Consider the following 26,005-nt stretch of genomic DNA (forward strand, 5'->3'; position numbering starts at 1 on the left):
GACCTGCGCCAATACCGCATCGGCGTCGGCCCGGTCGCCGTCTTCGGCGCCAGTAACTTTCCGTTGGCGTTCTCCACCGCAGGCGGCGACACCGCAGCGGCACTGGCCGCCGGTTGCCCTGTGGTGTTCAAGGCCCACAGCGGCCACATGGCAACCGCCGAATGGGTCGCGCAGGCGATTATTCGGGCTGCTGAGCGTACCGGTATGCCTGCGGGCGTGTTCAACATGATCTACGGCGCCGGGGTTGGCGCAACGCTGGTCAAGCATCCGGCGATTCAAGCAGTCGGCTTTACCGGCTCACTGTCGGGCGGTCGCGCTCTGTGTGACATGGCGGCAGCACGCCCGCAACCGATCCCGGTGTTTGCCGAGATGTCGAGCATCAACCCGGTGGTGTTGCTGCCAGAAGCCTTGCAACAGCGCGGCGAACAGATCGCCAAAGAGTTGGGTGGCTCGGTGATGCTCGGCGCTGGTCAGTTCTGCACCAGCCCGGGCCTGGTGCTGGGGATTGCCTCACCAGCGTTCAGCGCCTTTGTCGATGCGCTGGGCTCGTTTTTCAGCGCCCAACCGGCGCACACACTGCTCAATGCCGGTGGCCTGAAAAGCTATGTCAAAGGTCTCAGCCATTTGGCTTCGGTCGAAGGCATTCGCCATCTCGCAGGTTCGCAACAACAGGGCAATCAGGCGCACCCGCAGTTGTTCCAGGCCGATGCCAGCCTGCTGATCGGCGGTGCCGAGGTGCTGCAAGAAGAAGTCTTTGGCCCGACCACCATCGTCATCGAAGTGGCCGACAAAGCGCAGTTGCTGCAAACGCTGCACAGCCTGCACGGTCAACTCACGGCCACGCTGATCAGTGAACCCGCTGACTTGCAAGCCTTTGCCGAAGTGGTGCCGGTGCTTGAGCACAAGGCTGGCCGCTTGCTGATCAACGGCTACCCGACCGGGGTTGAGGTGTGTGATGCCATGGTCCATGGCGGGCCTTATCCGGCGACATCGGATGCCCGTGGCACATCGGTCGGCAGCCTGGCCATCGACCGTTTCCTGCGTCCGGTGTGTTTCCAGAACTACCCGGACAGCCTGCTGCCCGATGCGCTCAAGAACGCCAACCCGCTGGGGATCCAGCGCCTGCTCAACGGTCAGCCAAGCCGTGAGGCGCTGAACTGACGCTTACTGGTCAGCCGCGTAAATAACCGTTTGCGCGCTGTCCGGGGCCACGGACTTGAGGGTGAAGTAGGTGTCACCCTCATCCGTGAGAATCTCGTACTGCACCTTGCCGGGTACGCGATTCGCCATGCTGACGTGCTTAATGATTTTCAGCACGCGCTGGAATTTCACATTCTGGGTGCCGTTCTGGGCGGGGCCGGTGAGCACGTTGACGGTCTGAAACCAGTCTTGATTCTTCTTGTGCGACACCAACGTATCGGTCAATGCCTCAAAGCGTTCAAGGCGGGTAAACCCCCACAAGGTTTGCTCTGCCGACGCCTTGCCCTGGGCGTTTGAGCCGGTAAACACAAACAGATTAATGGCCGGATTGTCTTCGCAAAAAAAATCGTAGGGCACCAGCCCATCGACCATTTTCTTGCCCGCGACAAAGCCTTTTTTATGCACCAAAAACATGTTCACCTCCACTCAATGGCATCACCAAAACCTCAGACAGTGCTGAGCGGGAAGTCTACGGGGGCAAGGCGTACAGAGCCGTCAAGGCTATGTAATATCGTGTAAAGATCACAAAACCTGTAGGAGCGAGCTTGCCTCGCGATCTTTTGATCTTGGCTCTTTTTTCGGCCGCTGCGCGCCCGGACGTAGCCTCGCAAAGCTCGTCAACTGCTACGGGGTGTACGCGATACAAACTGTAGGAGCGAGCTTGTCTCGCGATCTTTTGATCTTGGCCCTTTTACGGCCGCTGCGCGCCCGGACCTAGCCTCGCAAGGCTCGTCAACTGCTACGGGGGGTGTTTGCTCGCAGCCTTCGTGCCTTGTCAGCGACTACAGGGTGTACGCGATTCAAACTGTAGGAGCGAGCTTGCCTCGCGATCTTTTGATCTTGGCCCTTTTACGGCCGCTGCGCGCCCGGACGTAGCCTCGCAAGGCTCGTCAACTGCTACGGGGGTGTTTGCTCGCAGCCTTCGTGCCTTGTCAGCGACTACAGGGTGTACGCGCTCCTACACGGGGTCTTTGGGCAGGCTGATTTCTACGGTGAGGCCGCCCGAGGGCTGGTTGTAGGCGACGATGGTGCCGCCGTGCATTTCCACCGAGCGTGAAGCAATTGCCAGCCCCAACCCAAAACCGCCACCGGGTTCGCTGGCGCCGCGCTCGAAGGGCTGGAAAATGCTCTTCAGGCGCTGTTCTTCAACCCCCGGCCCATGGTCGGTAATCTGCACCTGCAAGCTGTTGCCCGCCAGACTGGTCTGGGTGGTTACCCGCACACGCGTGCCGGGGCGGGTATGGCGAACGGCGTTGCGAATCACGTTTTCAAAACAGCGATACAGCAGTTCACCGCTCACCCGACTGACAAAAGGTGGCCCCGCCTGCAAGGTGACTTCGCAGTCTTTGACCCCGGCCTCAAACTGCGCATCTTCAACGATCAATCTGAGCAACTCGATGATGTCGACCAGCTCCCGCTCGATGCTGTCGGGCCGCCCCTGAACGCGGGCCAGGGTCAGCAGCGCTTCAATCAGGGTGTCCATGCGTACCGACTCGCGCTCGATGCGCTCGACCATTTCTTTGCGTCCGGGGTCTTGATGCAATAGCCCGATCGCCACTTGCATGCGGGTCAGCGGTGAGCGCAATTCGTGGGAAATGTCATGCAGCAAGCTCTGTTGCGCCTCGACCAGCAGCCTCAGTTGGTTGGCCATGCGGTCACAGTCTTCGGCCAGGTCGACGATTTCATCACGGCGCCCGCCCATCATTGGTTTGACACGCGTACCGAATCGGCCCTGGGCTACGTCACTCATGGCGCGGCGCAAAAAGGTCAACGGCCAGGTCAGGTAAAAGGCCATGTAACCGCTAAATAACGCGCTCATCACCGTGCCGATAATCAACGGCATCAGGCCCGGCCCTTCGCCAAACTCCGGCCCTGGTTCGCCGTGTTCACCCGGCGCGCGGGTCGAGCGGATAAACAGTTCGATGCCTTCTTTGCTCAGCACCGCGCGCTCAAACACCGGGTGCAATACGGGTGACCCGGCCAGCAATTGCCCGCTGCTGTCATACACGCCAATGGCTTGATCATCGGGGTGGCGCCAGACCGTGAGCAGTTGCATGCCCGACTCGACACCAAAGGTTTCAAGCAGGTGGATTTCGCTGGTCAAGATGGTGTCGAGATGCGGGTCCCCCGGTTTTGATTTGCTCAGGATCACAAAGCCCATGCCGACAAAAAACGTCAGCGTGGTGGCCAGCCAGAACGCCAGAAACAGCTTCCAGAACAGTCGACTCGCTTTCATTATTCAGCGATCAACAAGTAGCCCAGGCCGCGCACGCTCTGGATCCAGGCTTTGGCATCAGGACGCGGGCCGAGCTTTTGCCGAATGCTGCTGATGTGCACGTCGATGCGCCGGTCGTAGCGGGTCAACGGGCAGCCCAGGGCATTGAGCGACAAATCTTGCTTGCTAACCACTTGCCCGGCGCAGCGGGCCAGTTCTTCGAGCAGGCTGAACTCCGTACTGGTCAGGCCCAGCTCATTGCCTTGCCACAACGCCTGGCGTTTGCCGGGCCAGAGCACCAGTTGGCCGGTTTTGATCGCTTCGGTGGCGGTCTGATCAGGGGCGGGATTGACCCGACGCATGATCGCCCGCAAACGCGCCACCAGTTCACCCGGCGAGCTGGGTTTGGGCACGTAGTCATCCGCGCCCAGCTCAAGGCCGGTAATGCGGTCAATGTTGTCACCACGGGCGGTCAGCAACACCACCGGCACCTGGCTGCGCGCACGAATGCGCCGCAGCACTTCGATCCCCGACAACCGGGGCAACATCACGTCCAGTACAACAATGCTGTAGCGACCGGACAACGCCTGGACTTCGCCCTCTTCGCCGCTGTGCACGGCGGTCGCAGCAAAACCTTCGCGCTCCAGATATTCACTGAGCAGTGCAGTCAGTTCCTGGTCATCGTCGACGAGCAATACACGGATCATGGCGAACTCTTGCAAAGGGGGGCCAGGCATTATCGTAGCTGAACCGTGCAGCGTCATCGCGTAACGCCAACCTTTACCTAACTTGACACTGGGTTAACCGCACCAAACGCCCCGAGCTTTTATGCTGGCGCTCCACCCGCTTGCGTGGCTCGCGGAGCATGGCGTCTGCTCGAGCCATCCGCACGCCCGCCAGCGCTGCTTGTCGATGTGTTCTGGAAATAAAGATCTTGATGAATTTTCCGCGCCTGCTCTGCTCGGTTGCACTGCTGCTCAATGCCACCCTTGCACATGCCCAGGGTTTCAAAATTTCTGATATTCGAATCAACGGCTTGCAGCGGGTTTCCGCCGGTAGCGTGTTCGGCGCCCTGCCCTTGAATGTCGGCGAAGAAGCGGATGATCAGCGCTTGGTAGAATCCACCCGCGCACTGTTTAAAACCGGGTTTTTCCAGGACATTCAGTTGGGTCGCGATGGCGACGTTCTGGTCATTACCGTGGTTGAACGCCCGTCTATTTCCAGCATTGATATAGAAGGCAACAAGGCCATCTCCACCGACGACCTGATGAAAGGCCTCAAGCAATCGGGGCTGGCCGAAGGCGAGATTTTCCAGAAGGCCACCCTTGAAGGCGTACGCAACGAGTTGCTGCGCCAGTACGTGGCCCAAGGCCGTTACTCGGCCTCGGTAGACACCGAAGTCGTCTCCCAACCGCGTAACCGCGTGCAGTTGAAGATCAAGATTGACGAAGGCCAGGTGGCGGCGATCAAGCACATCAACGTGGTCGGCAATAGCGTGTTTGATCAGGCAGAGCTCGACGACCAGTTCACCCTCAAGACCACCAACTGGCTGTCGTTCTTCAAGAACGATGACAAGTACGCCCGCGAAAAGCTCACCGGTGACCTTGAGCGCCTGCGTTCTTATTACCTGGACCGCGGCTACATCAACATGGAGATCATCTCGACTCAGGTCTCGATTTCGCCTGACAAAAAGCAGGTGTTCATCACCGTCAATATCAATGAGGGTGAAAAGTACACCGTGCGCGACGTGTCCTTGCGCGGCGACCTGAAAATCCCCGAGGAGCAGATCAAAGCCTTGTTGCTGGTGCAAAAGGGCCAGGTGTTCTCGCGCAAACTGATGACCACCACCTCTGACTTGATTACCCGGCGCCTCGGCAACGAAGGCTATACCTTTGCCAACGTCAACGCCGTGCCAACACCGAATAAAGACGACCACACGGTTGATATCGTGTTTGTGGTCGATCCGGCCAAACGCGCGTACGCCAACCGCATCAATTTCCGCGGCAACACCAAGACCGAAGACCAGGTGCTGCGCCGTGAAATGCGCCAGATGGAAGGTGGCTGGGCCTCGACCTACCTGATTGACCAGTCCAAGGTGCGCCTTGAGCGTCTGGGCTACTTCAAGGAGGTCAACGTTGAAACACCGGCCGTGGCGGGTGTCGACGATCAGGTGGACGTGAACTACACCGTTGAAGAACAGGCCTCGGGCTCGATCACTGCCAGCGTGGGCTTTGCCCAGAACGCCGGATTGATCCTCGGCGGCTCGATCACCCAGAACAACTTTTTGGGCACGGGTAACTCCGCCAGCCTTGGCCTGACCCGCTCCGAATACCAAAGCAAATACAACATCGGCTTCACTAACCCCTACTTCACCCCGGACGGCGTGAGCCTTGGCTACAACGCGTTCTACAACAAAACCGACTACAACGATTATTACGACGATGGCGTGTCGTACTACTCGATCAACAGCTACGGTGCCGGGATCACCCTGGGTTACCCGATCAACGAAACTTCACGCGTCAGTTTTGGCCTGACTGCGCAGCACGACGAACTCAAGCCCGGCACTTACAGCGCCGATGAGATCTATGACTTCATCCAGCGCGACGGCAAATCCTTCACCAACTTCAAGGCCAACCTGGGCTGGTCGGAATCGACCCTGAACAAAGGGATTCTGGCGACACGCGGTTACTCGCAAAACCTCAACCTGATGGTCACGGTGCCCGGCAGCGACCTGAGTTTCTACAAAATCGATTACAGCGGCCAGACCTTCCTGCCGCTGACACAGTCCACCTCGCTGCGTTTTCATACCAACCTGGGCTACGGCAATGGCTACGGCTCAACCGACGGCCTGCCGTTCTATGAAAACTACACCGCAGGCGGTGAAGGTTCGGTGCGCGGCTTTGAAAGCGGCACCCTCGGCCCACGCAACACCCCGGCCACCGGCAAGTACGCGAGCATGGGCCAGGAGTACTACACCGACCGTAAAACCGACGCGCTGGGCGGCAACATCATGATCACCGGCGGCGTCGAATACCTGTTCCCGATTCCCTTCATCAAGGACAACAAATCGCTGCGGACCTCGTTGTTCTGGGACGTCGGTAGCGTGTATTCAGACAAGTGCTACTTGAGCACCACCACCGGCTGCGACGGCGTAGACCTGAGCCAGATGGCCAGCTCGCTGGGCGTGGGCGTGACGTGGTACAGCCCGATGGGCCCGCTGAGCGTCAACCTGGCCTTCCCGGTGCGCAAACCGACCGATGCCGAAACGCAAATCTTCCAGTTCTCGCTGGGGCAAACGTTCTAACCCGCCCAGCGAGAACGTTATTTACATAAACCAGCGGTACTCCCGCGCGCTGATGTCTTGCATAAACGCCAGATGGTCCTGGCGTTTGTTTTCGCAATAAACGTCGACGAACTCGGCCCCCAAACCTGCGCGCAACTGCGGTTGGGGCTGCATGGCGCGCACGGCTTCGAGCATGTCCAGCGGGAAGTCGACGCCGCTGTTGCGGTCTTCGTTAAGTGGCGCAATCGGCTCTTTGGCCGATTCAAGCCCGTGCTCAAGCCCCACCAAAATCGCCGCCAGCACCAGGTACGGGTTGGCATCGGCGCCCGCCAGACGGTATTCCACCCGCAGGTTTTTGCTGTCTGACTCGGGAATCCGCAAGCACGCGTCGCGGTCTTCAAAGCCCCAACTGGCGCGGGTGGCGATGTTGGTGGTGCCGCCCAGACGGCGAAAGGCGTTGTGGTTGGGGGCAAAAATCGGCATGCACGCAGGCAAGAGTTCCAGACAACCCGCAATGGCATGGCGCAGCGGTTGCTGTTGATTGGCCGCCAGCAGGTTGTTGCCCGCCGCGTCATACAGGCTGACGTGCACATGCATGCCGCTGCCCGGCTGATGCAGGTAGGGTTTGGACATAAAACTGGCCCGGTAACCGTGCTTCATCGCAACACCCCGGGTGCTGCGGCAGAACAGCGCTGACCAGTCGGCGGCACGCAAACCATCGTCAAGGTGGCCAAAGTTGATTTCAAACTGGCCCGGGCCCAGTTCGGCGGTAATGACCGTGGCATCGATACCCTGGATTTGCGCCGCCTCAACCATTTCATTGAGCACCGGGGCAAAACGCGACAGGCGCTCGATGTGCATGTTGGGCTGGTCATCGGTGTCGTCGGTGAACGGGTCACGGGCAAATTGCGGCAGGCCATCACGCAGGTGCTTGTCGAAGAGATAAAACTCCAGCTCAAACGCCACCACCGGATGAATGCCTTTGCTGGCCAACCGGTTAAGCACTTGCGCGAGGACTTCACGCGGCTCGAATTCGATGGGTTTTGCCGTCCCGTCAGAGGTAATCAGCATTTGCCCCAGCGGCTGGCCTTCCCAAGTCACCGGCTTGAGTGTGCCGGGCACCAGACGGCGCACGGCATCAGGGTCGCCATCGTTAAAGCAATAATCACCGATCTTGAACAACCCGCCCTGCGCCCCCAGCAACACACAGTTTTGCGGCAACTTGAGCGCGCTGCCCCCTGCGACTTTTTCCAGCATGTCGATCGGATAACGTTTGCCGTAAAAATGCCCCGGTATGTCCAGGGAAATCAGGTCGACATACCGCACATCCGGGTAGCGCTGGCGAAAGGTCCGCACTTCGGCCAGCAGGTCAGAGCACGCAGCATCCATCGTATTCATCCTTAAATCAGGTGTAGACCCACAGCACGCGTGTGAGCTGCTCGGTCAGGTTGGCGTAACGGCACAAAGTGTTGCTGTCGAACTGAAAGCTGTCGCCGGCGCGCAAGGTCACCGGGTCTTCGTCGTCGCCCAGCCATAAGGTCAGCTCGCCCTCCAGCACATAGCCGCCCTGCTCGGAGCTGTCGAGCATATGCCGCTCGCCGCTGGTGGCACCCGCCTCCAGCAAACTTTCGAGCATGGAAAACGATGCGCGGATTTTCGGCGAAACCAGAATGTCGGTGATGCCGTTGGCCAGGTACAAGGTGCGGCGCTCGTCCGGCCGGGTAACCCAGGACAAGGCTTTGGGCTTGGGCATGTTGTAGAAATAGGTGGTCGGCACGTCCAGCGTTTCGCTGATGGCGGTGAGATCTGCCACCGTCGGCCGCGACAGACCGCGTTCGACCTGGGACATAAAACCCACCGAGCGGCCAATTTTGTCGGCCAGTTCCGTGAGGGTGACTTTTTTATGCTTGCGCAGATCGTGAATGAGGATCGCCAGCGCAGCGATTTCTTCTTGTTTATTCACGCCCTGATTCCACACAGGCTGGAAGGCACATTTATACCGCCATGAAATTTATTTAGCTTAATTTCATGAAAAATTACTCGGTAAATTTCACAAGCGCAAGGTTATTTTTTGACCAGACAACCGTTGGCTGGGGCAAAAAACCTCTCGGCATGCCCTAAAAAAGCACTAAGCGGCTGTTTTTACGTGATTTTTTTCATTCAGGGGGTTCACAGGTCGAGAAAATGTCGATATATTCTCGCCCACTCTTACAGCAGATCTTAAAGACCTCGCAGTAAGCAGCGTCACACAGAGTGCAAGGCACTCTTCGCAACAGATACAGGGGCGTCGCCAAGCGGTAAGGCAGCAGGTTTTGATCCTGCCATGCGTTGGTTCAAATCCAGCCGCCCCTGCCATTTTCCAGTGTTATTCAGCCGCCAGGCACCCAACGAATAACTAAAAAAAATTCGCAATACCTGTAGTCGCTGCCGAAGCATGAGGCTGCGAAAACCGTTTTATTTACCTCTTCTCGCAGCCTTCGTGCCTCGTCAGCGACTACAACGTCGGGTAGTCGATATATCCGGCAGCGCCCCCGCCATACAGGGTGTTCGGATCCAGCTCAGCCAGAGGCGCACCGGTTTTCAGGCGCTCGACCAGATCCGGATTGGCAATAAATGGCCGCCCGAAAGCGAACAAATCTGCCTTGTTTTCTGCCAATTGCTGCTTCGCCAGCGCCAGGTCATAGCCGTTATTGGCGATGTAGGTGTTTTTGAAACGTCGACGCAACCCGGCATAGTCAAAGGGCGCAACATCACGCGGTCCGCCGGTCGCACCCTCCACTACATGCAGATACACCAGGTCGAGCGCCGATAACTGGTCGACGATGTAATCAAACTGCGCCTGCGGATCGCTGCTGGTTATCCCGTTGGCCGGGGAAACCGGCGAAATACGGATACCGGTACGCTGCGGGCCGATCTCGCTGGCCACCGCCGACGCCACCTCCAGTAACAAGCGGGCACGGTTGACGATGGAACCGCCATAGGCGTCGTCACGCAGGTTGGCGCCGTCTTTGGCGAATTGGTCCAGCAAGTAACCGTTTGCGCCATGGATCTCGACCCCGTCAAAGCCTGCCTTGATGGCATTGGCGGCGGCCTGACGAAAATCGTTGATGATGCCCGGCAGTTCCTCAAGCTCCAGCGCCCGAGGTTCAGAGACGTCCACAAAACTGTTATTGACGAAGGTTTTACTCTCGGCCCGCAGCGCAGAAGGTGCTACCGGGGCATCGCCATCGGGTTGCAGGTCTACGTGGGAGATCCGCCCCACATGCCATAACTGGGCAAAGATCCGCCCGCCCTTCGCATGTACGGCATCGGTCACTGCACGCCAGCCGTCAATTTGCGCCGGGGAATAAATACCGGGCGTGTCCTGATAGCCCTGCCCTTGCTGAGAAATTTGCGTGGCTTCTGAGATCAGCAAACCGGCCGAGGCCCGCTGGCCGTAATACTCTGGCGCAAACTCACTGGGCACAAACCCTTTACCCGCACGGTTACGCGTCAGCGGCGCCATCACGATGCGGTTGGCAAGCGTAAGGTGCCCAAGGGCGTAAGGCTCAAACAACGTCTTTTCGGTCATGGCTGCGGTCCTTTTGAGGAATGGCGAAGGACTGTGAGCATAGACCGCGGCGCCTCATGCTGCCGGTGCCAGTAAAAGATCTTTACGACTGCTTCGCAGCCGAACGTAGCCTCGCTGAGCTCGTCAACTGCTACGGGGGTTGTTACCTACTTGGCCCACTCAATTGTTTCGCTGTAAGGCGTCTGGATGTCGCGCTCGGGGATTTCCCAGATCACCAGTTTGGGCGGGGTGTCTTTGAAGGCCGGGTTGTTGAAGTAGGTGTTCGCACCACCGGAAAACTCGCCGCCATCCTTGGAGAAGTTGCCCACCGGCGCGGCCAGCGCCTGTTGCAGGAAACCCAGGAAGTTGGAGTTACGCGAAAAGGAGGTGCCGATCAGCGCGATGTTGGGCAGGTTGTCGTCGCCAAACAGGTCATCTTCGCTGGCCGCCCCGCTGCTACCTTCGGTCTTTTTCTCGCTGAATTCGCTGGCCGCCACTGTTTCCGGGGCGGGCTGGGCGCTCACCGGCAACCAATCAAGACCCGCCAGGTGCACCAGGTCGCCCGGTCGGCGGGCCGGGCTTTGCACGGTGCGCTCGTAGTCTGTGTGCGGGGTGGCGTTGATGCCCATGGCCTGCACGTGCTGGGCAATCGCTTTGGCAGCCGCCGATGAGCCCACTTCGCTCCAGTGAGTGTCAGTGCGCAGAAACGCCTCGGCGCCCAACGGTTGCAGGGTGGGCGCCAGGTCGATGGCCTTGACGCCCGCCCTGTTCAACGCCGCGACCCAGGCAACCGCGCGGTCCTGCAATTGCGCCGGGCGACGCAAATCGCACAGTTGTGAAGCGCCAATCCGGCTCTTGTCCGGTACCACCGCTACCAGCAGTTGAATCCCGCGTTTGGCCAAGCGCTGTTGAATGTCGACCACCGCTGCCGCTTTGGTGTTGGCATTGTCCTGGGCGTGACGGTTGATGCGCATTTCGTCGGTCAGGAATAACCAGCCGTCACAGCCCGGACGCACCCGCGCGCCGGTGTCATGGAAGGTCAGCCAACTGGCCGCGCGTTCCAGATCAGCGGCGCGTTCCGGCATCGCCGCCATCGATAATTGCTTGGCGATTTTATGAGTCACCTCGCCGTGCAGCACTTGGTCCTGGGTGAGGTTGGGCGGCAACAGTTGTACCTTGCCGCTGACCATTAACCAGACAACCGAAGCAAAGCTTGCCAGCAAAAACGCGGCGAATACCCAGCCGGAGAGCTTGCTGATACGGGCCGTGAATTCACTCGGCATAACCGCTTTTGGAGATGAGTCAGGCATGGGCTCGGCCATCAGAACTGGAAGTACAGGAAAGGCACCGCTTCACGGCTCGCGATCAACGCGAACGAGAGCAGAAAACCCGCCACCGGCCACACGGCCGCTATCGGTGCATACAGCGCTGAGCCGCTGAAGCGTTGCTCATACCGGCTTTTAAAGGCCGGCGCGAGGATGCAGGCGATCCCCAGCAAAGCCGCCAGGCCATGGGCCGAACGCAGGGTCACGGCCAGCGCGTCGCCCAGTGCAAAGTCGTGCAAACCAATCTGCCCCGCGTACATGTTCAACGCCGAATGGAAGTCCGGCGCGCGGAACAGCGTCCAGGCCATAAACACAAACAACAGGGTCAAGGTGTGCGCCAGCACCGGCGGAATACTCGGCAAGGTCGAGCGTGACCACAGGCGGTCCACACACAATGCAATACCGTGCGCAGCGCCCCACAGCAGGTAATTCCAGCTGTCGCCGCCATGCCACAGACCGGCGATGGCCATGGTCAGGAACAGGTTGCGATAGGTTTTCCAGGCGCCATTGCGGTTGCCACCCAAGGCGATGTACAGGTAGTCGCGCAACCAGCTGGACAGCGACATGTGCCAGCGGCGCCAGAAGTCTTGAATGCTTCGGGCCAGGTACGGCTGATTGAAGTTTTCCGGGAAGTGAAAGCCCAGCATCAAGCCCAGACCGATGGCCATAGCGCTGTAGCCGGCAAAGTCGAAAAACAGTTGCAGCGAGTACGCCAGGCAGCCGATCCAGGCATCGACAAAGGACGGGCTGTCCAGATGAAACGCCACGTCCACCAACGGCGACAGGGTGTCGGCCACCAGCACTTTCATGCACATGCCGATCATGAAACGGCGGGCACCCAGCGAGAAGTTCTGCCAGTCGAAGTAACGCTTGACTAGCTCGCGGCGCACCCAGTCGTAACGAATAATCGGCCCTGCAATCGAGTGGCCGAACATCGAAATGTAGGTGGCGTAGTTCACAAAGCTGCGCTCGACCGGCACGGTTTTGCGGTGCACATCCACCAGATAAGAGATCGCCTGCAGCACGATAAACGACAGCCCGGCAGGCAGCGCCACGCGCTGCCATTCCAGCGGCATGGCACCCGGATAGGTGATCCACTCCATCCAGGTGGCCGCAAGGATGTTCGCGTACTTGTACCAGCAGAGCACGGCGGTGTTGAACACGATCAGGGCGACCAACAACCGCACACGGCCCTTCGAATCTTCCCGCGAGCGGTCAATCAGCAGCCCGCCGACCCACGCGACCACGGTCAACGCCATGTGCAACGCGAGAAACATCGGGTTCAGCCAGCCGTAAAACAACCAGCTGCCGATCAACAAAATAACGTTACGCCACTGCGGCTTGCCCAGCGCATAGATGAGCAGGAACGCTGGCAGAAATAACGTCAGAAACTCGAGAGAGGCGAAGACCATGGCGGCGGCAGAATCCGATCAGTGGGATAGAGTGTCCGTTGCGTGCAACAACCGCGGCCCGTTGGCAGACGGCACCAACATCACGCTGTAACGCTCGCCCGCCTTGAGTTGGCCCAGATCCAGCGCAGCGCCGACATTGGCATTCGCGCACACCAGTTGCACCGACAATTGCACCGGATTGATCAGGCGGCGCTGGGCGGTGTTGACCGGGACAGACTTGAACAACTCAGCGTTGCGGCCCGCAGCAAGCAGCGCGGCATCGGCACACGACGCATCAACGTTAAAAAACGCCAGCGAGGCCTTTAAAGCGTTGAAGTCATTCTCGGGTTCGCGCACCACCGCCTGCTGAATACCCGCACCATCAGGTACTGCAAACACCGTCACAAATTCACTGGGCTCGATCTTCAAATCGATGGGCAACTTCTGCCCGCCACTGACCAGCGTGCCCTTGATCGGTTTGCTGGAGTCCACGGGAAACAACAGCGACACCGGCTGCGCCGTCTCCAGACGCAGCGGCGCCTGCCCAGGCTGAGCAACCACCTCCAGCGGCGCAGGGCTGGCGTTGACGAAGCGTATGAATGCCGAGTCTGCACTTGGCCCTGTCGGATACAGGGCGAACTCTGCAGCCATTAGCGTCGTACTGACCCCCATCGCTGCAATAGTGGTAAACATGGGAAATAAACGAGTCACTATTTAGCCCCTTTATTGCCGACAGCGTCCGCGGGTAATTTGCCCAACGCCTCACCAATTGCATTAGCCCAGGACTTATAACCGGCCACAGTAAAATGCTGCCCATCTGTAGTGACCCATTGACCGGGCTTGGAGAACTGCAACGAGTCGATATAAGTGCACGGTGCAACGTTGGACGCCAGAAATGCCGACATCAGCTTGGTGCGTGGATCGTTCTTTTTGTACTGGCCGCCCTCCTTACCCCATGCAGGACCTACCCATGCGCACTTGGCACCGTTCGCTGTAATTTCTTTGACCAAATTTGAAACGTTCTGCCATGCCCAGGCCTTCGGAAAAACCGGGTTGTCATAGGAAGCCATCGTATCTCCAATCACCAGCACTACCAGATCAGGCTTGTCAGCAGCAATCAAGTCCTTGATAGGGGTTGTCGTCGCATCGCGTCCCTTGATCACTATTTTGCTATTGCCTTTTTCTTCGGCACCGCAATCGACTTTTTTCGTGACCAGCCAATCCCCGGCACTGGCACCGCAGGCACCAATCGAATGCACATTAGCACCCTGCTGGGTCAAGTTGGCATGCAACGGCTCCATCAAATGGTCCGCCAGACTCATGTGGCTTTCTCCAAGCACCAATAAGGTCATACCAGCAAGAACAGAAGAAGGCATTGAAGGCTCCAGATAATTAATTTGAATAAGGGGAACGGTAAGGACTTACCGGTAGTTCCATCGCACCATTCATGTCCTCAAACATGTAGCGCAGGTACAGTGCGCCTGTGTATTGCTTATAGTCTTGCGCGTTATCCAGTCCCAGGTTGCCACCCAGGAAAAAGTTTGAGCCGAACTTGTATTCCCCAGCCGCACTCAAACTGTAGCCGATGCCGGTTTTGTTCTGGCCTGAATAGCGCTTGCCGCTGGCTGCTTGCAGATTCTTGTCATTCGGGAAGTAGTCCGCAGCATCTTGTTCAAAGTGTTGAACACCCACCGAACCTTTTAGCTGATAAGTCAAACGGTCATTACGCTGAGACCATGTGACCGGTACACCGAGAGCAAAGTAACTCTGGGGGCTGAAATAGCCACCATGCCCATATGTAAAAAAATCCTGATTGTTTTCAAAACTCAAACTGGTAGCACTTAAGCCGAGAGTCAGCTTGGAGTCTTCGACATTTTGCAGATACCAGTACACTCCGCCGCCCAATTCCGTGCGACTGTTGGATTCAACATTGTGTCCAACCAGCTTGTGCCACGAACCATAGCCATAGGCACCGACTTCCTGGTCGTCATAGCTCAACTGCCCGCGCCCGCCGTTGGCTGTAACCCCACCCCATGACTGCCCCGTCCGGCCATCAGTAGTACCGGCAAATGAGGTCACACTATCGACGACAGGGCGCCGAGAGACGTTGACGCCGTATCGAACATTAGAGTTGCTCTCAAGCGGGCGATCGACGCTAACACCACCAGCCATCGTGCTGTACTTGAAGCCCATTGGAGTGGTCCCGATATCGGCTTTGATGCCTTCATCCGGGCGCGCGTAGCCCACACTCACACCCACACCCTGATCGCGCTGCGAGCCAATACCGTCGGCCGATTCGCCACCGCTGCCAAAACGCTCGGCAGCATCAGTGCCTACTCGGCCGGCAGTCAGTGAAACAGGGGTTACGCGAACAGAGTAACGATCATCCCCGACCGGAATATTCACCTCAAGAGGCGCTTCGACGTCTGTTAGCTTACTCAAGCCGGATTCACTGTCATTGCTGCGGATCGTAACGCCTTGGGTAACGTATCCACTGCGTTCCTGCAGGATACTGTCCAAAGCGCGCTGAGCAGAGCTGACTTGCTCTACAGCAACGTTGACCGTCCCTGAAGGCGCAAATGGGTTAGCTGTATCGCCGCCCAGACGAACACCAGGGACCACAGCAACTGTCGAGCCTGCCGGCGCCCTGCTGCGTGTTAACGGGTCGGCATACAGGTCCGCCGGTAACGGCACTGAACTGGACGACGTATATGAGGAGGACTCCAGAAGCGCCTGCGTCGGCGCAGGGATAGTATCCAGCGCTGCGCGCCCCTCTTTAAAACGCTGCGAAGATGTGCCAGCAAAAGGGTTACCAGGTGTATTGGACGTTGCCATCTGAGACGCCAGGCTACGTTTTTGCTCGCTCTGCTCAATGCCTACGGCTTTGCGTAGCAAATCGGTTGCCTTACTGCTTTTACCCATGCTGCGATAAATACGTGCCGCCTGCTCCAATGACTGCGGATCGAAGTTTTGCAGCTTCTCATACTGCTCCAGAGCCCGTTCGGCATAACCGTTGTCATGCGCCAATACAGCTGCATCGGCCGCATTGAGGAGCATCTGCGGATCATTGGGCTGACGCTGCAACAAAGGCTTGTATAACTCGAAAGCTTTGGCATTGTCACCGCTGGTGGCGTACATACGGGCCAGGGCTGAAACAGCACCGACATCATCGGGACGCGAGGCCAGAGCCGGCGCGAGGGTCTCGTAAGCACCCGCCAGGTCACCCGCTTCGCGCAGCAAATCAGCTTGGCGAATCCGATATTGATAAAGCACATCATCGTAGCGTTTGCGGGTGGCAACACTCATACGCTGGTTTTGTAAACCACGCAGGATTGAGTTGACCTGCGCATCATTGCCGGTTTTCAGCAGCAGGTTGGCATACTGCAGCATGAGATCGGCAGACGGGGTTGGCGTCTGATTGATGACGTCACGCATCATGGTCAACGCCCGCTGCGAGTCTCCCGCATCCACATAAGCGGAAGCCAAAGTTGCCATGCGATCAGGGCTGCGGGTGGCCATTGGTTGCAAGCGGTCAAGCAAAGCCAGCGCTTCTTGTCTCTGGCCCCGACGAGCCATCGCAGCTGCAATCTTGATCTGCACTGTCAGCGTTATCTGATCAGCCAACTCGTTCATATCAGCAGTGCGACGACCAACCGGGATTCGGCTGATAGCAGCTTGCGCGGCATCCCACTGCTCCATCTCAACAGACAACAAAGCACTGGTGTAGAGTGCATCGACATCTGTCGGGTGCGCCTTGAGGTAACTGTCGATCAGATCACGCGCTTTCTGAGGTTCGCCGGTCTTAAGGTAAAGCCTTGCCAGGTCAAACCGGGTCCATACGTTATCAGGGTCATCGTTGACCGCTTGCAACAGAGCTTGTTGTGCCCCGCGAGTGTCACCTCGTTGCTCGGCAATTTTTGCCTTCTGAGTAGACCGCAGTGCACGCAAACGCCCTCCCCCGCCAACCTCAGCCTGCTGGGCGGGAGTCAGGGTATCAAGCAGGCGCAGCGCTTCATCAGCCTGGCCTGATTGCGATAGCACATTCACCAAGCCCTGCACAGCCTGGGCATTACCACGCTGCGAGGCCAAAACCTGACGGTAGTTGGACTGCGCGGCATCCAGCTGGCCGTTTTGAGCTTGTACATCTGCTAGCGCCAACCGCGCCTCAAACCCCTTGGGGTTAAGGCGCATCGCTTGTGCAATGCTTTGCTGAGCCTTTGCAGGCTGGTTCTTCGCCTCGCCCCGCGCCTGTTGAAGCAATGCCCAGTAGCGCACGTTGTCGAGTGCCGGTTTCCAGCGTGAGCCACCATTGGCAATAGCTCGGTTGAGCAGTTGCTCAGACTCAGCAAGACGATTCTGTTGCTGGCGAACCACTCCCATGCCGCCAAGTGCGTCGGGGTCGTTAGATTTATTTTTCAAACGAGCAGAAAAAGCTTGCTCTGCACTAGCCTGATCGTTCTTTTCAAGCGCCTGTAATCCACGCGCAACCAATGGATCCGGTTGCCAAGCCACGGGCCGGCTTGCTGCGACGGATTGAGACTTGCCTTTGTTTAATAAATCGCGAATCCCCTGATCATCAGGATGGACTTTCAGAAATTGCTCGAAAAGAGGCACTTGTACTGCGTTCGGCGGCCCCATCCAGACCAATGCGAGACGCCAGCTTTCATCCGCATCACCGCCAATGTCCACTCGAGTCGAGAGTTTCGCTAATGCCCGAATCCCCTCAGCTCGACTGTCTTCATGGCGAACAAGGTGCTTGGCATAAAATAGCGCTAGAATCGGCTCGTCTGGCGTTTCACGCAACAAACGCTCAAAACCTTTGCGCGCTTCGGGCCAACCGGTCGGATTGAAAGCCAGGTTAGTGTAATACTCTCGTCCGACTTGCCCCTCTGGGGTTCGCCCTGCAAAAAGCTTTCGGAACGTTTCGGTTGCCTGATCACGCTGATCACTATCAGCAAAGCGTCGCGCTTCAGCGAGCAATGCAATATTTTTCGGATCAGTAAGGGCAATATCCTGCTCAAGCTGCGCTGCTAGCCAAGGCCGGGGCGACAATGCCTGCAAACGGGTAAGGTATTGTTTCGCCTGCTCAGGCTTGTTCATTTTGAGAGAGACCAGCCCCATGCCATACAGTGCGTCCACTTGCTTGGCATCAAGTCGTAGTACTTTCTCCCACGCCTCAGCAGCGCGTGGGGCATCAGAGCGCGCTTGCCAGTATTGACCCTGCTCGATCAACACTTTTTGCACATCACTGTTTTCAGCATGGGCCGTTGCGCCAATAACAGCAGTCATTAGGCCGATAACTAGCGAGTTTCTGCGCGAACGCATGGCGTCTCCCAAGACATTTTTAATGTTCCATCATCACGAAACTGATAACGCTTTTCTGCCCATCCAAGCGCGAACAGGCTAAGCATAGTGTTGTAATACAACGGTTCGCTGCCTGAGTTTCCACCGTTAAGCAACGCGGCGTTTAGCGACTCTTCTACTCGACGCCGCTGTATATCCGCTAACCAGGGTTGCCCCTTCGCTTCAAAATAGGGGATCAACGCCGCAGAAAACCCGAAAGGCCCTTGCCCCTTGAGTGCCCCGCTCTGGGTCTGAACATTCTCAGGTGGGAAACCTGTTGACCCCGTACCAAGAGACATTCCGTTGAGGCTAGACAGGAGTGGCCCCGCCAGCGGATCAGACTTAGGGGTCATACCGGCCCACAAGTAGACTCGGATTGCGTCATAGCTACCGATGTCACCCTTGACCGGATCGACGACAAACAGGCCTTCTTTCGGCCCTGTTGCCCTATAACCGACCCAGTCAGCAACATAGCCTTCAGGACTCGAGGCCTTAACCATTTTCACGGTGTTTTCGGCAACCTCTTTCCACGGACCGTTCGGTGCTTCTTTGGCGAGGCGGCGCAAAAGTGGAATCGGCAAATAACTGGCGTTAAGACGCCAAAGATGATCAGGCTGGACAAACCCCTCAGGGCCGGGAATCACCATTTTGCCCAGCCCAGGAAGACTCATCACCAACTTCGACTCAATAGTTTTCAGCAAGCGCAGAGCATCATCGTGATAATCCGGACGCTGCCATACCCTGGCAGCTTCGAGCAATGAATAAGCCATCCACAAGTCGGCATCAGAGGCTGAATTGGCGTCCTGCAATTGCCACTGTTCATCCTTTCCACGCCCCCACAACCATCCTGGCAAACGGATATTTATGTCAGCACCTGCCAAATTGGCAGTTGTCCATTTCCACAGTGACTCAAATCTTTGAGGATCATTCGCAACCAAGGCAAACAGCATTCCATAGGATTGCCCTTCAGAGGTGCTGTGATTGGGCTCGACGCTTGACTCGAGCATCCGCCCATCATCCTGCACATAACGTGCTGCATAGGCTTGCCACAATGGCCAACTTTCATTCTTGCACACTGAATTACCTGCCAAAGCAGGACTCAAGCTAACGGCAGCAAGAAGACCGCCCAGCCAAGAGAATACGGTGCGTCTACTGCGCAAAAGTGAGTTCAATGCAGAGCTGGAAATAACCTTCATGGCAGATCAGTCACCTAACCGTTTGTTGGCACGTGCACGCAATGCCAGGTAAGCCAGCCCGCTGAGCACCACCACGCCCAGGCCAGTCAGCACCAGCACCCACAGCACGTGGCGCGACATCAACCATTGCAGGTATTTGATCGTGCCTAGGTTGCCGACGTAGTAATCCTCGTCAGCTACCAGCGCCTCCACGGCTTTATCGCGAACCACCACCAGGCTACCCTGGACCGACTGGTTGTAATCCTCCCCGCCAATCAGGGCATTGGTCGCATCGGCCAGGCCGTCAGGGCCGCCCCCTGCGATCACCACCACACTGCGACCGCTCTTGAGCGGCGACTCAAAGCCCGTCAGGTAAGTGCTGCGCGCACCACCAGAGAACGCCATCGCCAGCTTGGTTTTACGCAAGTTGGCTTCCGGATCCGGGCTGAACCAGTCGCGCACGCGCATCGGCAGGTCAGACAGATGGAATTTCTGCTGGCCATTAGCATCGTAAGCCGGCAGGCGATCGGCCCATAGAGACAGCAACGGCTGGTTGTTGCCCGAGGCAAACACCAGCAGGTCTTTATCTGCGGCGCCCGCCACTTTGTCGGCTTCAATCACTTGCACGCCAACCGCCGGGTAACCGGTGGATTGGCCAAAACGGCCGAGCACGGTCAGGAACGCATTCAGTTCGGCAACGCCTGGGTGATCAGGCAGCACCACCGCAGTTTCTGACAGGTCAGCCATGCGGGTGAACGGGAAGCCGGCGTCTTTGAACACGCCCAAGTTAGGCATCGCGATGAAATGGTCGTAACCGGTCAAGTCCAGAGTCGACTCGGGGTCGATGGAGCCGCGCATGTTGTCGATGATGATGTCGCGGCATTCGCCCTGCTTGATGTAATCAAACATGTAGCGCAGTTGCAGGCGTGATTGCAGTGCCACCGAGTTCAGCGGCAAACGCACGTTGGCCTCGCGCTCCAAATTGCCATTGTTAGCTTTAAGCGAACTCAACACACTGCTGTCGAGCTTTTCTTCTGATGGCAGGCTCTGTGATTGAATCAACGCTTCATTGAAGCTGATGATAAATGACGAGTTGTTAGATTTCTCTTGCGGTGTGTAACGGTATTTAAGGTCCAGAGGGGCCCCATCATCTCGCCAAGTAAACAAGTCAGGGGGAAAGTTCAATGGCACGACGATATCGCCAGGATTGTAACCGGATACATTAAACTGCTGCTCGGGAAGAAGTTCGCCGAGCTTGACCTTGCGATCTGTTGGCAACCAGTTTGGCGCATCGTAAGGCTTGCGCGGTTGCACTACTGCAAGGCTGTCAATAACCACACTGTTGCCCGACAACGCCTGACTTCCCAAGACCAGCGCTGTGGCTGCGCGCTTGACTTCTGCGCTGTCACGACCAGTGATGAGCAATAACTTGCCATTCGGGTCATTGGGGTTGGTCATGATATTGATGCTAGGGCCCTTGGCTGCTGGCAAGCTCACCCCATCCAGTTGCAGCTCACCCGGTCCGCTAAGCAGAACCACGGCATTACCGCTGGCTGGGATCTGGTTAAAGGTTGACGAAAACCGGGCACCGCGGTAACTGGCCAGCGCACCAAACCAGGACGACAGCGCACCAGCTGCCTCTAATGTGGTGTTGTCCGGTGAAGCTGCAAATACAAATGGCAGGTTTAATGGCAACGCGTCACGGCGGTCAAAAAATGGCAGCGGTAAAATCGACAGATCGTTGGGTAATGCCAATGGCGATATATCAAGGCTCAAATTGGTGCTGTTGTTTATCTTGGCCCACAAACTGGTGTGCTGAGGATCCTCGCAACTCATGGTGTAGTGGCCGATAAACTGAAGACTCAATCGATTGAATTCGGTGATCAGATGCGCCGGAATTTCGATTGTCTGCTGCTGGGGCTGTCCGGCCTTGTCTTTAGGCAAAGGTAAGCTCGCTGCCACCTCGTCATTGATCAGCACGTTGATTTGCGACAACTCCGCCAGCAATGCAGGCGAATACGAATACTGCAAATTCAACTTGGCGCCAGTCACAATAGAATCTGCGCGCACATTGAAGCTGACGCTGTCCGTCGAATCTACACCACGCAACGTCATTGGATAATTTCGTCCCAATTGTTTGAGCGTAACGGTGTAGCCCTGCGGACTGGCCACTGCAGGCGCAACTGAAGTAGCAGGCGCAGCAGCAGTTTCGGCGAATACAGTGCCGCCACTCAACGCCAGCCAGGCGCATGCAATGCCTGCCAGGGTGCGACGCGGGTCGCGCAGATTACTGAAAGCGAAAGACTTTGATTTCATCATTTGTCCATTACGTTTTCTGGAGTGGAGGGGCCGACACGACGACGCTGAAAGAACTGTCGTGCTTCCATGATCGTGGCTTGAAAAAGTGCATGAATACCCCGCCAACCAATGCGGGTAACAGCGCGCAAAGCAGTCAGAGGAGTATCGATTTGGCCATGCCCCCATGTAGAAGCCCAGGTATCAGCACGTGAAAACGTCAGACGAATCAGTTCGCTTTGCTGGCGCAACGTCAAGTGATCAAACTGCAGACCGAGCAAGGAGCCGCGACTGAACACAATGCTTGCCGGGAACACACTGGGATGATCATCTCTATACAACGAAAGCTTGACCCGCGCCCCTTGAGGCACGCTAAAGCCTTCAGGCAAACGCAATCCCATGCCCTTTTGTGAAAAGTCCTGAGTGACGCCCTCTATTGAACGACCATCGTCCAAGGTCAACAACGCCGGCAACTCGGCTGCAACCCGCGGCTCTGAACGCACCTGACGGGTTTCACTGGCTACCGCCACGGCAGCGCTGGTGATGATCAGGTTATAGACCGTCCAAACCAAGTTAATCAGCAAGGTCGTAACAGCACCCTCATCGCCTGTTGCAAGCTGCACAAAACCGAAAATCATGCCTGCAACGTTGAGCGCTAGAAGCACGATATAAGGCCGGGCCAGCTTCCAGTCGAAAAAAGTTTGATCGATGATCCCGCCTTTGTCGGTAACGTTGAAACCACCGAACTTTGGGTTTACGAGCGCCATCAGTACCGGACCCATGATGTACCAGGCCAGGACGGTCTCATACACCTCGTTCCAGAACGAATGACGGTAACGCCCTTGGATAGCCGAGTTGGTCAAACTCGCATGAAAAATGTGCGGCAACGCATACGCCGTGATCATTAACCCTGTTGCATGGAAAATCTGAGCATCGAAAAACAGATATGCCAGTGGCGCAGTCAGGAACACAAGCCGCGGCAAGCCATAGAAAAAGTGCAACATTGCGTTGAGGTAGCATAAGCGCTGCCCCAGTTTGAGACCCTTGCCGAACAACGGGTTATCCGTCCGAAAAATTTGCGCCATCCCTCGCGCCCAACGAATCCGCTGGCTGATATGTCGCGACAGGCTCTCTGTGGCCAAACCGGCTGCTTGAGGAATAGCCAGATAAGCTGTGTTGTAACCGGCACGGTTGAGCTTCAACGCTGTGTGGGCGTCTTCAGTTACGGTTTCTACTGCCACGCCACCAACTTCCAGCAATGGCTCACGGCGCAGCACTGCACAAGAGCCACAGAAGAAGGTTGCGTTCCACAGATCGTTTCCGTCTTGCACCAAGCCGTAAAACAGCTCACCTTCGTTGGGTACAGAGCGGAAGGTGTTGAGGTTTTTCTCGAATGGATCCGGAGAAAAGAAAAAGTGCGGCGTCTGCAGCATCGCAAGCTTGGGGTCCTTGAGAAACCAGCCGATACTGATTTGCAGGAACGAGCGTGTTGGCACGTGGTCAGCATCAAAAAATGCCACAAATTCGCCACTAGTGACTTTAAGAGCTTCGTTAAGGTTGCCAGCCTTGGCATGACGGTTGTTGTCACGAGTAATGTAGTTGACATTGATCTGGGCGCAGAACTCGCGGAAGTCCTCACGCCGACCATCGTCGAGTACATGCACGCGAAGCTTGTCCTTGGGCCAGTCAATTGCTTGGGCTGCAAAGATCGTCAGCTTTACGATATCCAGAGATTCGTTATATGACGGGATAAATACATCTACAACGGGCCACTCGCTGGGCGGCCCCTTGATCAAAACCGGTTGACGACGCAATGGCCAGGCTGTTTGCAAGTAACCGAAGACCAACACAACCAGCGCATATAGTTCAGCCAGCACCAACCCATAACCGAAGGCCATGTCGACCCAGCTCTCAAAGCCCAGGGTCGACGTGACGCGCCAATACATGTAGCGCAACGACGCCGTCAATGAAAGGCCGATCAAGATCAGGACCGTAAGGCGACCCGGGATCTTGCGCAAAATCAGCGCCACCATGAAACAGCCCAAACCAAAGATGCACTGCGCATACAACTCAAAAGGCGTAATGATAATAAAGATGGCAAGCAAGCAGCTTAAGAGGGTCACACCTATGCCCAGAGTTCGACGTAATGCCGTCGGCCACCGCTCAATACGATCAGAAAATGCCTGGGCCCAACGCTGCGTGCGTGTAGACGGGGCTCCGGATTCTGGAGTTGTTGTTATCATCAACCTTCAATCCCTTGAACAGGTGTAGCTTCGAATCTGGCCTTTAGCTGTTTTGCGAGATTCAACACGTCTTCACACGCCGGCGAAGGCTCAACCGTTGAAAAAGGGTTTCGTCCATAGGCAAGCGCTTCACCCAAGGTATGATCCAGGGAAATAACCGCCATCAACTGCGCCCCAAGGCGTCGCTTAAGAACCTGGAGCATATCCCGTGAAAACTCACGGCTGGCATCGAACTGATTGACTAAGTAGCTGCAACGTGAATACGCCGGACGAGCATCGCTCTCGCCCAACACGCCATCGATCTGATCCAGGGCGATGAAACTCGACGCATCAGCCGTCGTCACAACAAGTACTTCATCCGCCACATCCAGGGCCTGCATCAATGCTAGGTTGTTGCCGGTCGCTGTATCGATCACCACTACATCGTTTTCATCCAGATTCATGCTGTCTAATTGGCGAGCCAGCCAATGGCGGTCTTCGGTCATGTCCTTAATCAGTGAACTCCGCTCGTCTTCGCTCAATATGCCGTAGGGCAACAGCAAAGCATCGTTAAAAGCGCGTTGCCACCTCTCGCTCCAGTTGAGCCCTGCCATGCTGGAGCTACCGAAACCGGACACGCTGTGTTCGACCCCTAGGTGATATTGCAACGCGTTTTGCGGATCAAGATCGATTGCCAGCGCTCGCCCCCCCTTAAGCCGCAAACTGCTGACCAGACCGGCACTCAGAGTGGTCTTTCCGACCCCACCCTTGAGCGAAATCATCACCACAATGTGCGCCTTGCACTTGGCGGGACGACCACGGGCTGCCGCTTGACGCAACGCTTCCTCAGCTAGGAGTTGTGCCTCTGCCTGACGGGCCAGCACTACTTCAGCGAGCAGGTTGCGCAACTGGCCAGGTGCAGTGACAGGAGGAACTGCTGGCAAAGCCTGCTTTTGTTCTACCAGCAACACATCAGAGCGCCCGGATTCTGACGCTTCTTCGGCCGCAAGCAGTTGGCCAGCAGCCTCTATAGCCGGTCGCTCCTGAGCGATTTCAGACAACAGATTACGCAGTTGGCTTGGCGCAGTAACAGAAGTCACTGCTGAAAACGACTGCTCCTGCGGCGTTCGGAACTCAACTGACTGCTCGAATTCAGCCCCTGTAGCAGACGCCTCAAAACAATCACCAGCATCAATAACTTCTGCCAACGCAGTGGGCTCAGCAGTACTCGAAGTCGGCACTGGTAATGCAGCGGCTTCAACTTCAAGCAGTTCAGACGCGAGACAAGCCTCAACAACCGGCAAGCAATCGCCCACTACGATAGGAGCAGACGATACTGAAGATACTTCATGCAGCGAGGAGTGCACGTCAACCTGCACAGGCTCGATAAGCTCTTCGAGCACTTCAGCTACAGGATCAAGTGGGACGTTACCAGGAACGGGGGCAAGCTCTGAGCCAGACGGCATTTCTTCCTGCTCCTGAGCCGACTGAGCCTCTTTGAAATCGACCTGACTATCGAACTCGTGATAACTCTCAGCACTTGCTCCGAATCGACCAAAAAGATTCGATATGTCATCTGTACGAGTCATAGACATTTCCCGTGACGCTGACTTTCTAAAAAGGACATCCGCAACGCCACTTTATATACATCAAGATAAGCCACCAAAATGATATCGTCAATATTTTGGATAATCCAGCAAAAAAAGCTGCATCACCAAGTTAAAACAACTGGCATCGTCATTTTTTTGGCGTTTTTGGTTTTTCATTACCGACACAATCAAGATCAAACAATCACCAAACGCATCCCGCTCGCTTGAACCCACCAATTGAAGGCCTCACGACAAGTTTTTTAAGCCATGCAATAACTTCACAACCTTTCTAGTGCGCCACAAAAAACGATACCTGACTGACGGATAGCCACTTGAGCAATTGTTGTACCACCCTCTCCATCTCACGTTAACGCCCGCATACTTAGAACAATTCGACCACAATCATTTGAAAAGACT

17 protein-coding genes and 1 tRNA gene are annotated in these 26,005 nt (G+C 56.7%); 3 read left to right on the forward strand and 15 right to left on the reverse strand.

What is annotated here, in order from left to right; all coding sequences use genetic code 11:
• A partial coding sequence (locus tag GHO41_RS13320) for an aldehyde dehydrogenase (NADP(+)) (RefSeq protein WP_153433801.1) occupies window positions 1-1,161 on the forward strand: 1,161 nt, incomplete at its 5' end.
• 3 nt (window positions 1,162-1,164) lie between these two features.
• Here GHO41_RS13320 and GHO41_RS13325 read toward each other — a convergent pair.
• The 3 genes from GHO41_RS13325 to GHO41_RS13335 all read right to left on the reverse strand — a co-directional run bounded on the left by GHO41_RS13325 (window position 1,165) and on the right by GHO41_RS13335 (window position 4,122).
• Window positions 1,165-1,614: a hypothetical protein gene (locus GHO41_RS13325; RefSeq protein WP_153330413.1), complete on the reverse strand. Its 450-nt coding sequence runs from the start codon at window positions 1,612-1,614 to the stop codon at window positions 1,165-1,167.
• A 544-nt stretch (window positions 1,615-2,158) separates the two neighbouring features.
• On the reverse strand, window positions 2,159-3,439 hold the full coding sequence (locus GHO41_RS13330; RefSeq protein WP_048368908.1) for a sensor histidine kinase KdpD: 1,281 nt from the start codon (window positions 3,437-3,439) through the stop codon (window positions 2,159-2,161).
• Window positions 3,436-4,122, reverse strand: coding sequence for a response regulator transcription factor (locus GHO41_RS13335; RefSeq protein WP_048368907.1), 687 nt, complete (start codon window positions 4,120-4,122; stop codon window positions 3,436-3,438). The genes GHO41_RS13330 and GHO41_RS13335 overlap by 4 nt, the downstream gene beginning before the upstream one ends.
• Window positions 4,123-4,352: 230 nt before the next feature.
• Here GHO41_RS13335 and bamA point away from each other — a divergent pair, with 230 nt between their 5' ends.
• Window positions 4,353-6,719: an outer membrane protein assembly factor BamA gene (gene bamA, locus GHO41_RS13340; RefSeq protein ID WP_153376062.1), complete on the forward strand. Its 2,367-nt coding sequence runs from the start codon at window positions 4,353-4,355 to the stop codon at window positions 6,717-6,719.
• A 21-nt stretch (window positions 6,720-6,740) separates the two neighbouring features.
• Here the strand turns inward: bamA and GHO41_RS13345 are convergent, their stop codons facing one another.
• Window positions 6,741-8,087, reverse strand: coding sequence for a glutamine synthetase family protein (locus GHO41_RS13345; protein ID WP_153391414.1), 1,347 nt, complete (start codon window positions 8,085-8,087; stop codon window positions 6,741-6,743).
• A gap of 16 nt (window positions 8,088-8,103) precedes the next feature.
• Window positions 8,104-8,661, reverse strand: coding sequence for a helix-turn-helix domain-containing protein (locus tag GHO41_RS13350; RefSeq protein ID WP_048368902.1), 558 nt, complete (start codon window positions 8,659-8,661; stop codon window positions 8,104-8,106).
• Between the two features lie 317 nt (window positions 8,662-8,978).
• Here GHO41_RS13350 and GHO41_RS13355 point away from each other — a divergent pair.
• A tRNA-Gln gene (locus tag GHO41_RS13355) sits at window positions 8,979-9,053 on the forward strand.
• 139 nt (window positions 9,054-9,192) lie between these two features.
• On the opposite strand, the gene GHO41_RS13360 is transcribed toward GHO41_RS13355, so the two are convergent.
• The 10 genes from GHO41_RS13360 to bcsQ all read right to left on the reverse strand — a co-directional run bounded on the left by GHO41_RS13360 (window position 9,193) and on the right by bcsQ (window position 25,588).
• Window positions 9,193-10,269, reverse strand: coding sequence for an alkene reductase (locus GHO41_RS13360; protein ID WP_153433802.1), 1,077 nt, complete (start codon window positions 10,267-10,269; stop codon window positions 9,193-9,195).
• Window positions 10,270-10,415: 146 nt separating this feature from the next.
• Window positions 10,416-11,558 (reverse strand): cell division protein FtsQ, encoded by a 1,143-nt coding sequence (locus GHO41_RS13365; protein WP_178126510.1) that lies wholly within the window; start codon window positions 11,556-11,558, stop codon window positions 10,416-10,418.
• Between the two features lie 11 nt (window positions 11,559-11,569).
• Window positions 11,570-12,985 (reverse strand): MBOAT family protein, encoded by a 1,416-nt coding sequence (locus tag GHO41_RS13370; RefSeq protein WP_153433804.1) that lies wholly within the window; start codon window positions 12,983-12,985, stop codon window positions 11,570-11,572.
• Window positions 12,986-13,003: 18 nt separating this feature from the next.
• Window positions 13,004-13,657, reverse strand: coding sequence for an alginate O-acetyltransferase AlgF (locus tag GHO41_RS13375; protein WP_153433812.1), 654 nt, complete (start codon window positions 13,655-13,657; stop codon window positions 13,004-13,006).
• Window positions 13,658-13,674: 17 nt separating this feature from the next.
• Window positions 13,675-14,340 carry an SGNH/GDSL hydrolase family protein gene (locus GHO41_RS13380; protein WP_153433805.1) on the reverse strand — a complete coding sequence of 222 codons (666 nt, stop codon included), beginning with the start codon at window positions 14,338-14,340 and terminating at the stop codon, window positions 13,675-13,677.
• Window positions 14,341-14,356: 16 nt separating this feature from the next.
• Window positions 14,357-18,289, reverse strand: coding sequence for a cellulose biosynthesis protein BcsC (locus GHO41_RS13385; protein ID WP_153433806.1), 3,933 nt, complete (start codon window positions 18,287-18,289; stop codon window positions 14,357-14,359).
• Window positions 18,265-19,503: a cellulose synthase complex periplasmic endoglucanase BcsZ gene (bcsZ, locus tag GHO41_RS13390; RefSeq protein ID WP_153329816.1), complete on the reverse strand. Its 1,239-nt coding sequence runs from the start codon at window positions 19,501-19,503 to the stop codon at window positions 18,265-18,267. The genes GHO41_RS13385 and bcsZ overlap by 25 nt, the downstream gene beginning before the upstream one ends.
• Before the next feature lie 6 nt (window positions 19,504-19,509).
• Window positions 19,510-21,798: a cellulose biosynthesis cyclic di-GMP-binding regulatory protein BcsB gene (gene bcsB, locus GHO41_RS13395; RefSeq protein WP_153329814.1), complete on the reverse strand. Its 2,289-nt coding sequence runs from the start codon at window positions 21,796-21,798 to the stop codon at window positions 19,510-19,512.
• Window positions 21,798-24,020 (reverse strand): UDP-forming cellulose synthase catalytic subunit, encoded by a 2,223-nt coding sequence (gene bcsA / locus GHO41_RS13400; RefSeq protein WP_048368895.1) that lies wholly within the window; start codon window positions 24,018-24,020, stop codon window positions 21,798-21,800. The genes bcsB and bcsA overlap by 1 nt, the downstream gene beginning before the upstream one ends.
• Entirely contained in the window at window positions 24,020-25,588 is a 1,569-nt protein-coding gene (gene bcsQ / locus GHO41_RS13405; protein ID WP_256678750.1) for a cellulose biosynthesis protein BcsQ, read from the reverse strand. The genes bcsA and bcsQ overlap by 1 nt, the downstream gene beginning before the upstream one ends.
• Window positions 25,589-26,005: the final 417 nt, after the last annotated feature.

The sequence above is a fragment of the Pseudomonas sp. FSL R10-0399 genome, from assembly GCF_009600165.1.
GTDB lineage: Bacteria > Pseudomonadota > Gammaproteobacteria > Pseudomonadales > Pseudomonadaceae > Aquipseudomonas > Aquipseudomonas helleri.

Bases quoted from the DNA above. Each gene is read 5' to 3' on its own strand.
- bcsZ (WP_153329816.1), bottom strand. From the start codon at position 19,503: ATGAAGGTTATTTCCAGCTCTGCATTGAACTCACTTTTGCGCAGTAGA.
- GHO41_RS13360 (WP_153433802.1), bottom strand. From the start codon at position 10,269: ATGACCGAAAAGACGTTGTTTGAGCCTTACGCCCTTGGGCACCTTACG.
- GHO41_RS13380 (WP_153433805.1), bottom strand. From the start codon at position 14,340: ATGCCTTCTTCTGTTCTTGCTGGTATGACCTTATTGGTGCTTGGAGAA.
- bcsB (WP_153329814.1), bottom strand. From the start codon at position 21,798: ATGAAATCAAAGTCTTTCGCTTTCAGTAATCTGCGCGACCCGCGTCGC.
- GHO41_RS13345 (WP_153391414.1), bottom strand. From the start codon at position 8,087: ATGGATGCTGCGTGCTCTGACCTGCTGGCCGAAGTGCGGACCTTTCGC.
- GHO41_RS13365 (WP_178126510.1), bottom strand. From the start codon at position 11,558: ATGCCTGACTCATCTCCAAAAGCGGTTATGCCGAGTGAATTCACGGCC.
- GHO41_RS13385 (WP_153433806.1), bottom strand. From the start codon at position 18,289: ATGCGTTCGCGCAGAAACTCGCTAGTTATCGGCCTAATGACTGCTGTT.
- GHO41_RS13335 (WP_048368907.1), bottom strand. From the start codon at position 4,122: ATGATCCGTGTATTGCTCGTCGACGATGACCAGGAACTGACTGCACTG.
- GHO41_RS13325 (WP_153330413.1), bottom strand. From the start codon at position 1,614: ATGTTTTTGGTGCATAAAAAAGGCTTTGTCGCGGGCAAGAAAATGGTC.
- bcsA (WP_048368895.1), bottom strand. From the start codon at position 24,020: ATGATAACAACAACTCCAGAATCCGGAGCCCCGTCTACACGCACGCAG.
- GHO41_RS13375 (WP_153433812.1), bottom strand. From the start codon at position 13,657: ATGTTTACCACTATTGCAGCGATGGGGGTCAGTACGACGCTAATGGCT.
- bamA (WP_153376062.1), top strand. From the start codon at position 4,353: ATGAATTTTCCGCGCCTGCTCTGCTCGGTTGCACTGCTGCTCAATGCC.
- GHO41_RS13370 (WP_153433804.1), bottom strand. From the start codon at position 12,985: ATGGTCTTCGCCTCTCTCGAGTTTCTGACGTTATTTCTGCCAGCGTTC.
- bcsQ (WP_256678750.1), bottom strand. From the start codon at position 25,588: ATGACTCGTACAGATGACATATCGAATCTTTTTGGTCGATTCGGAGCA.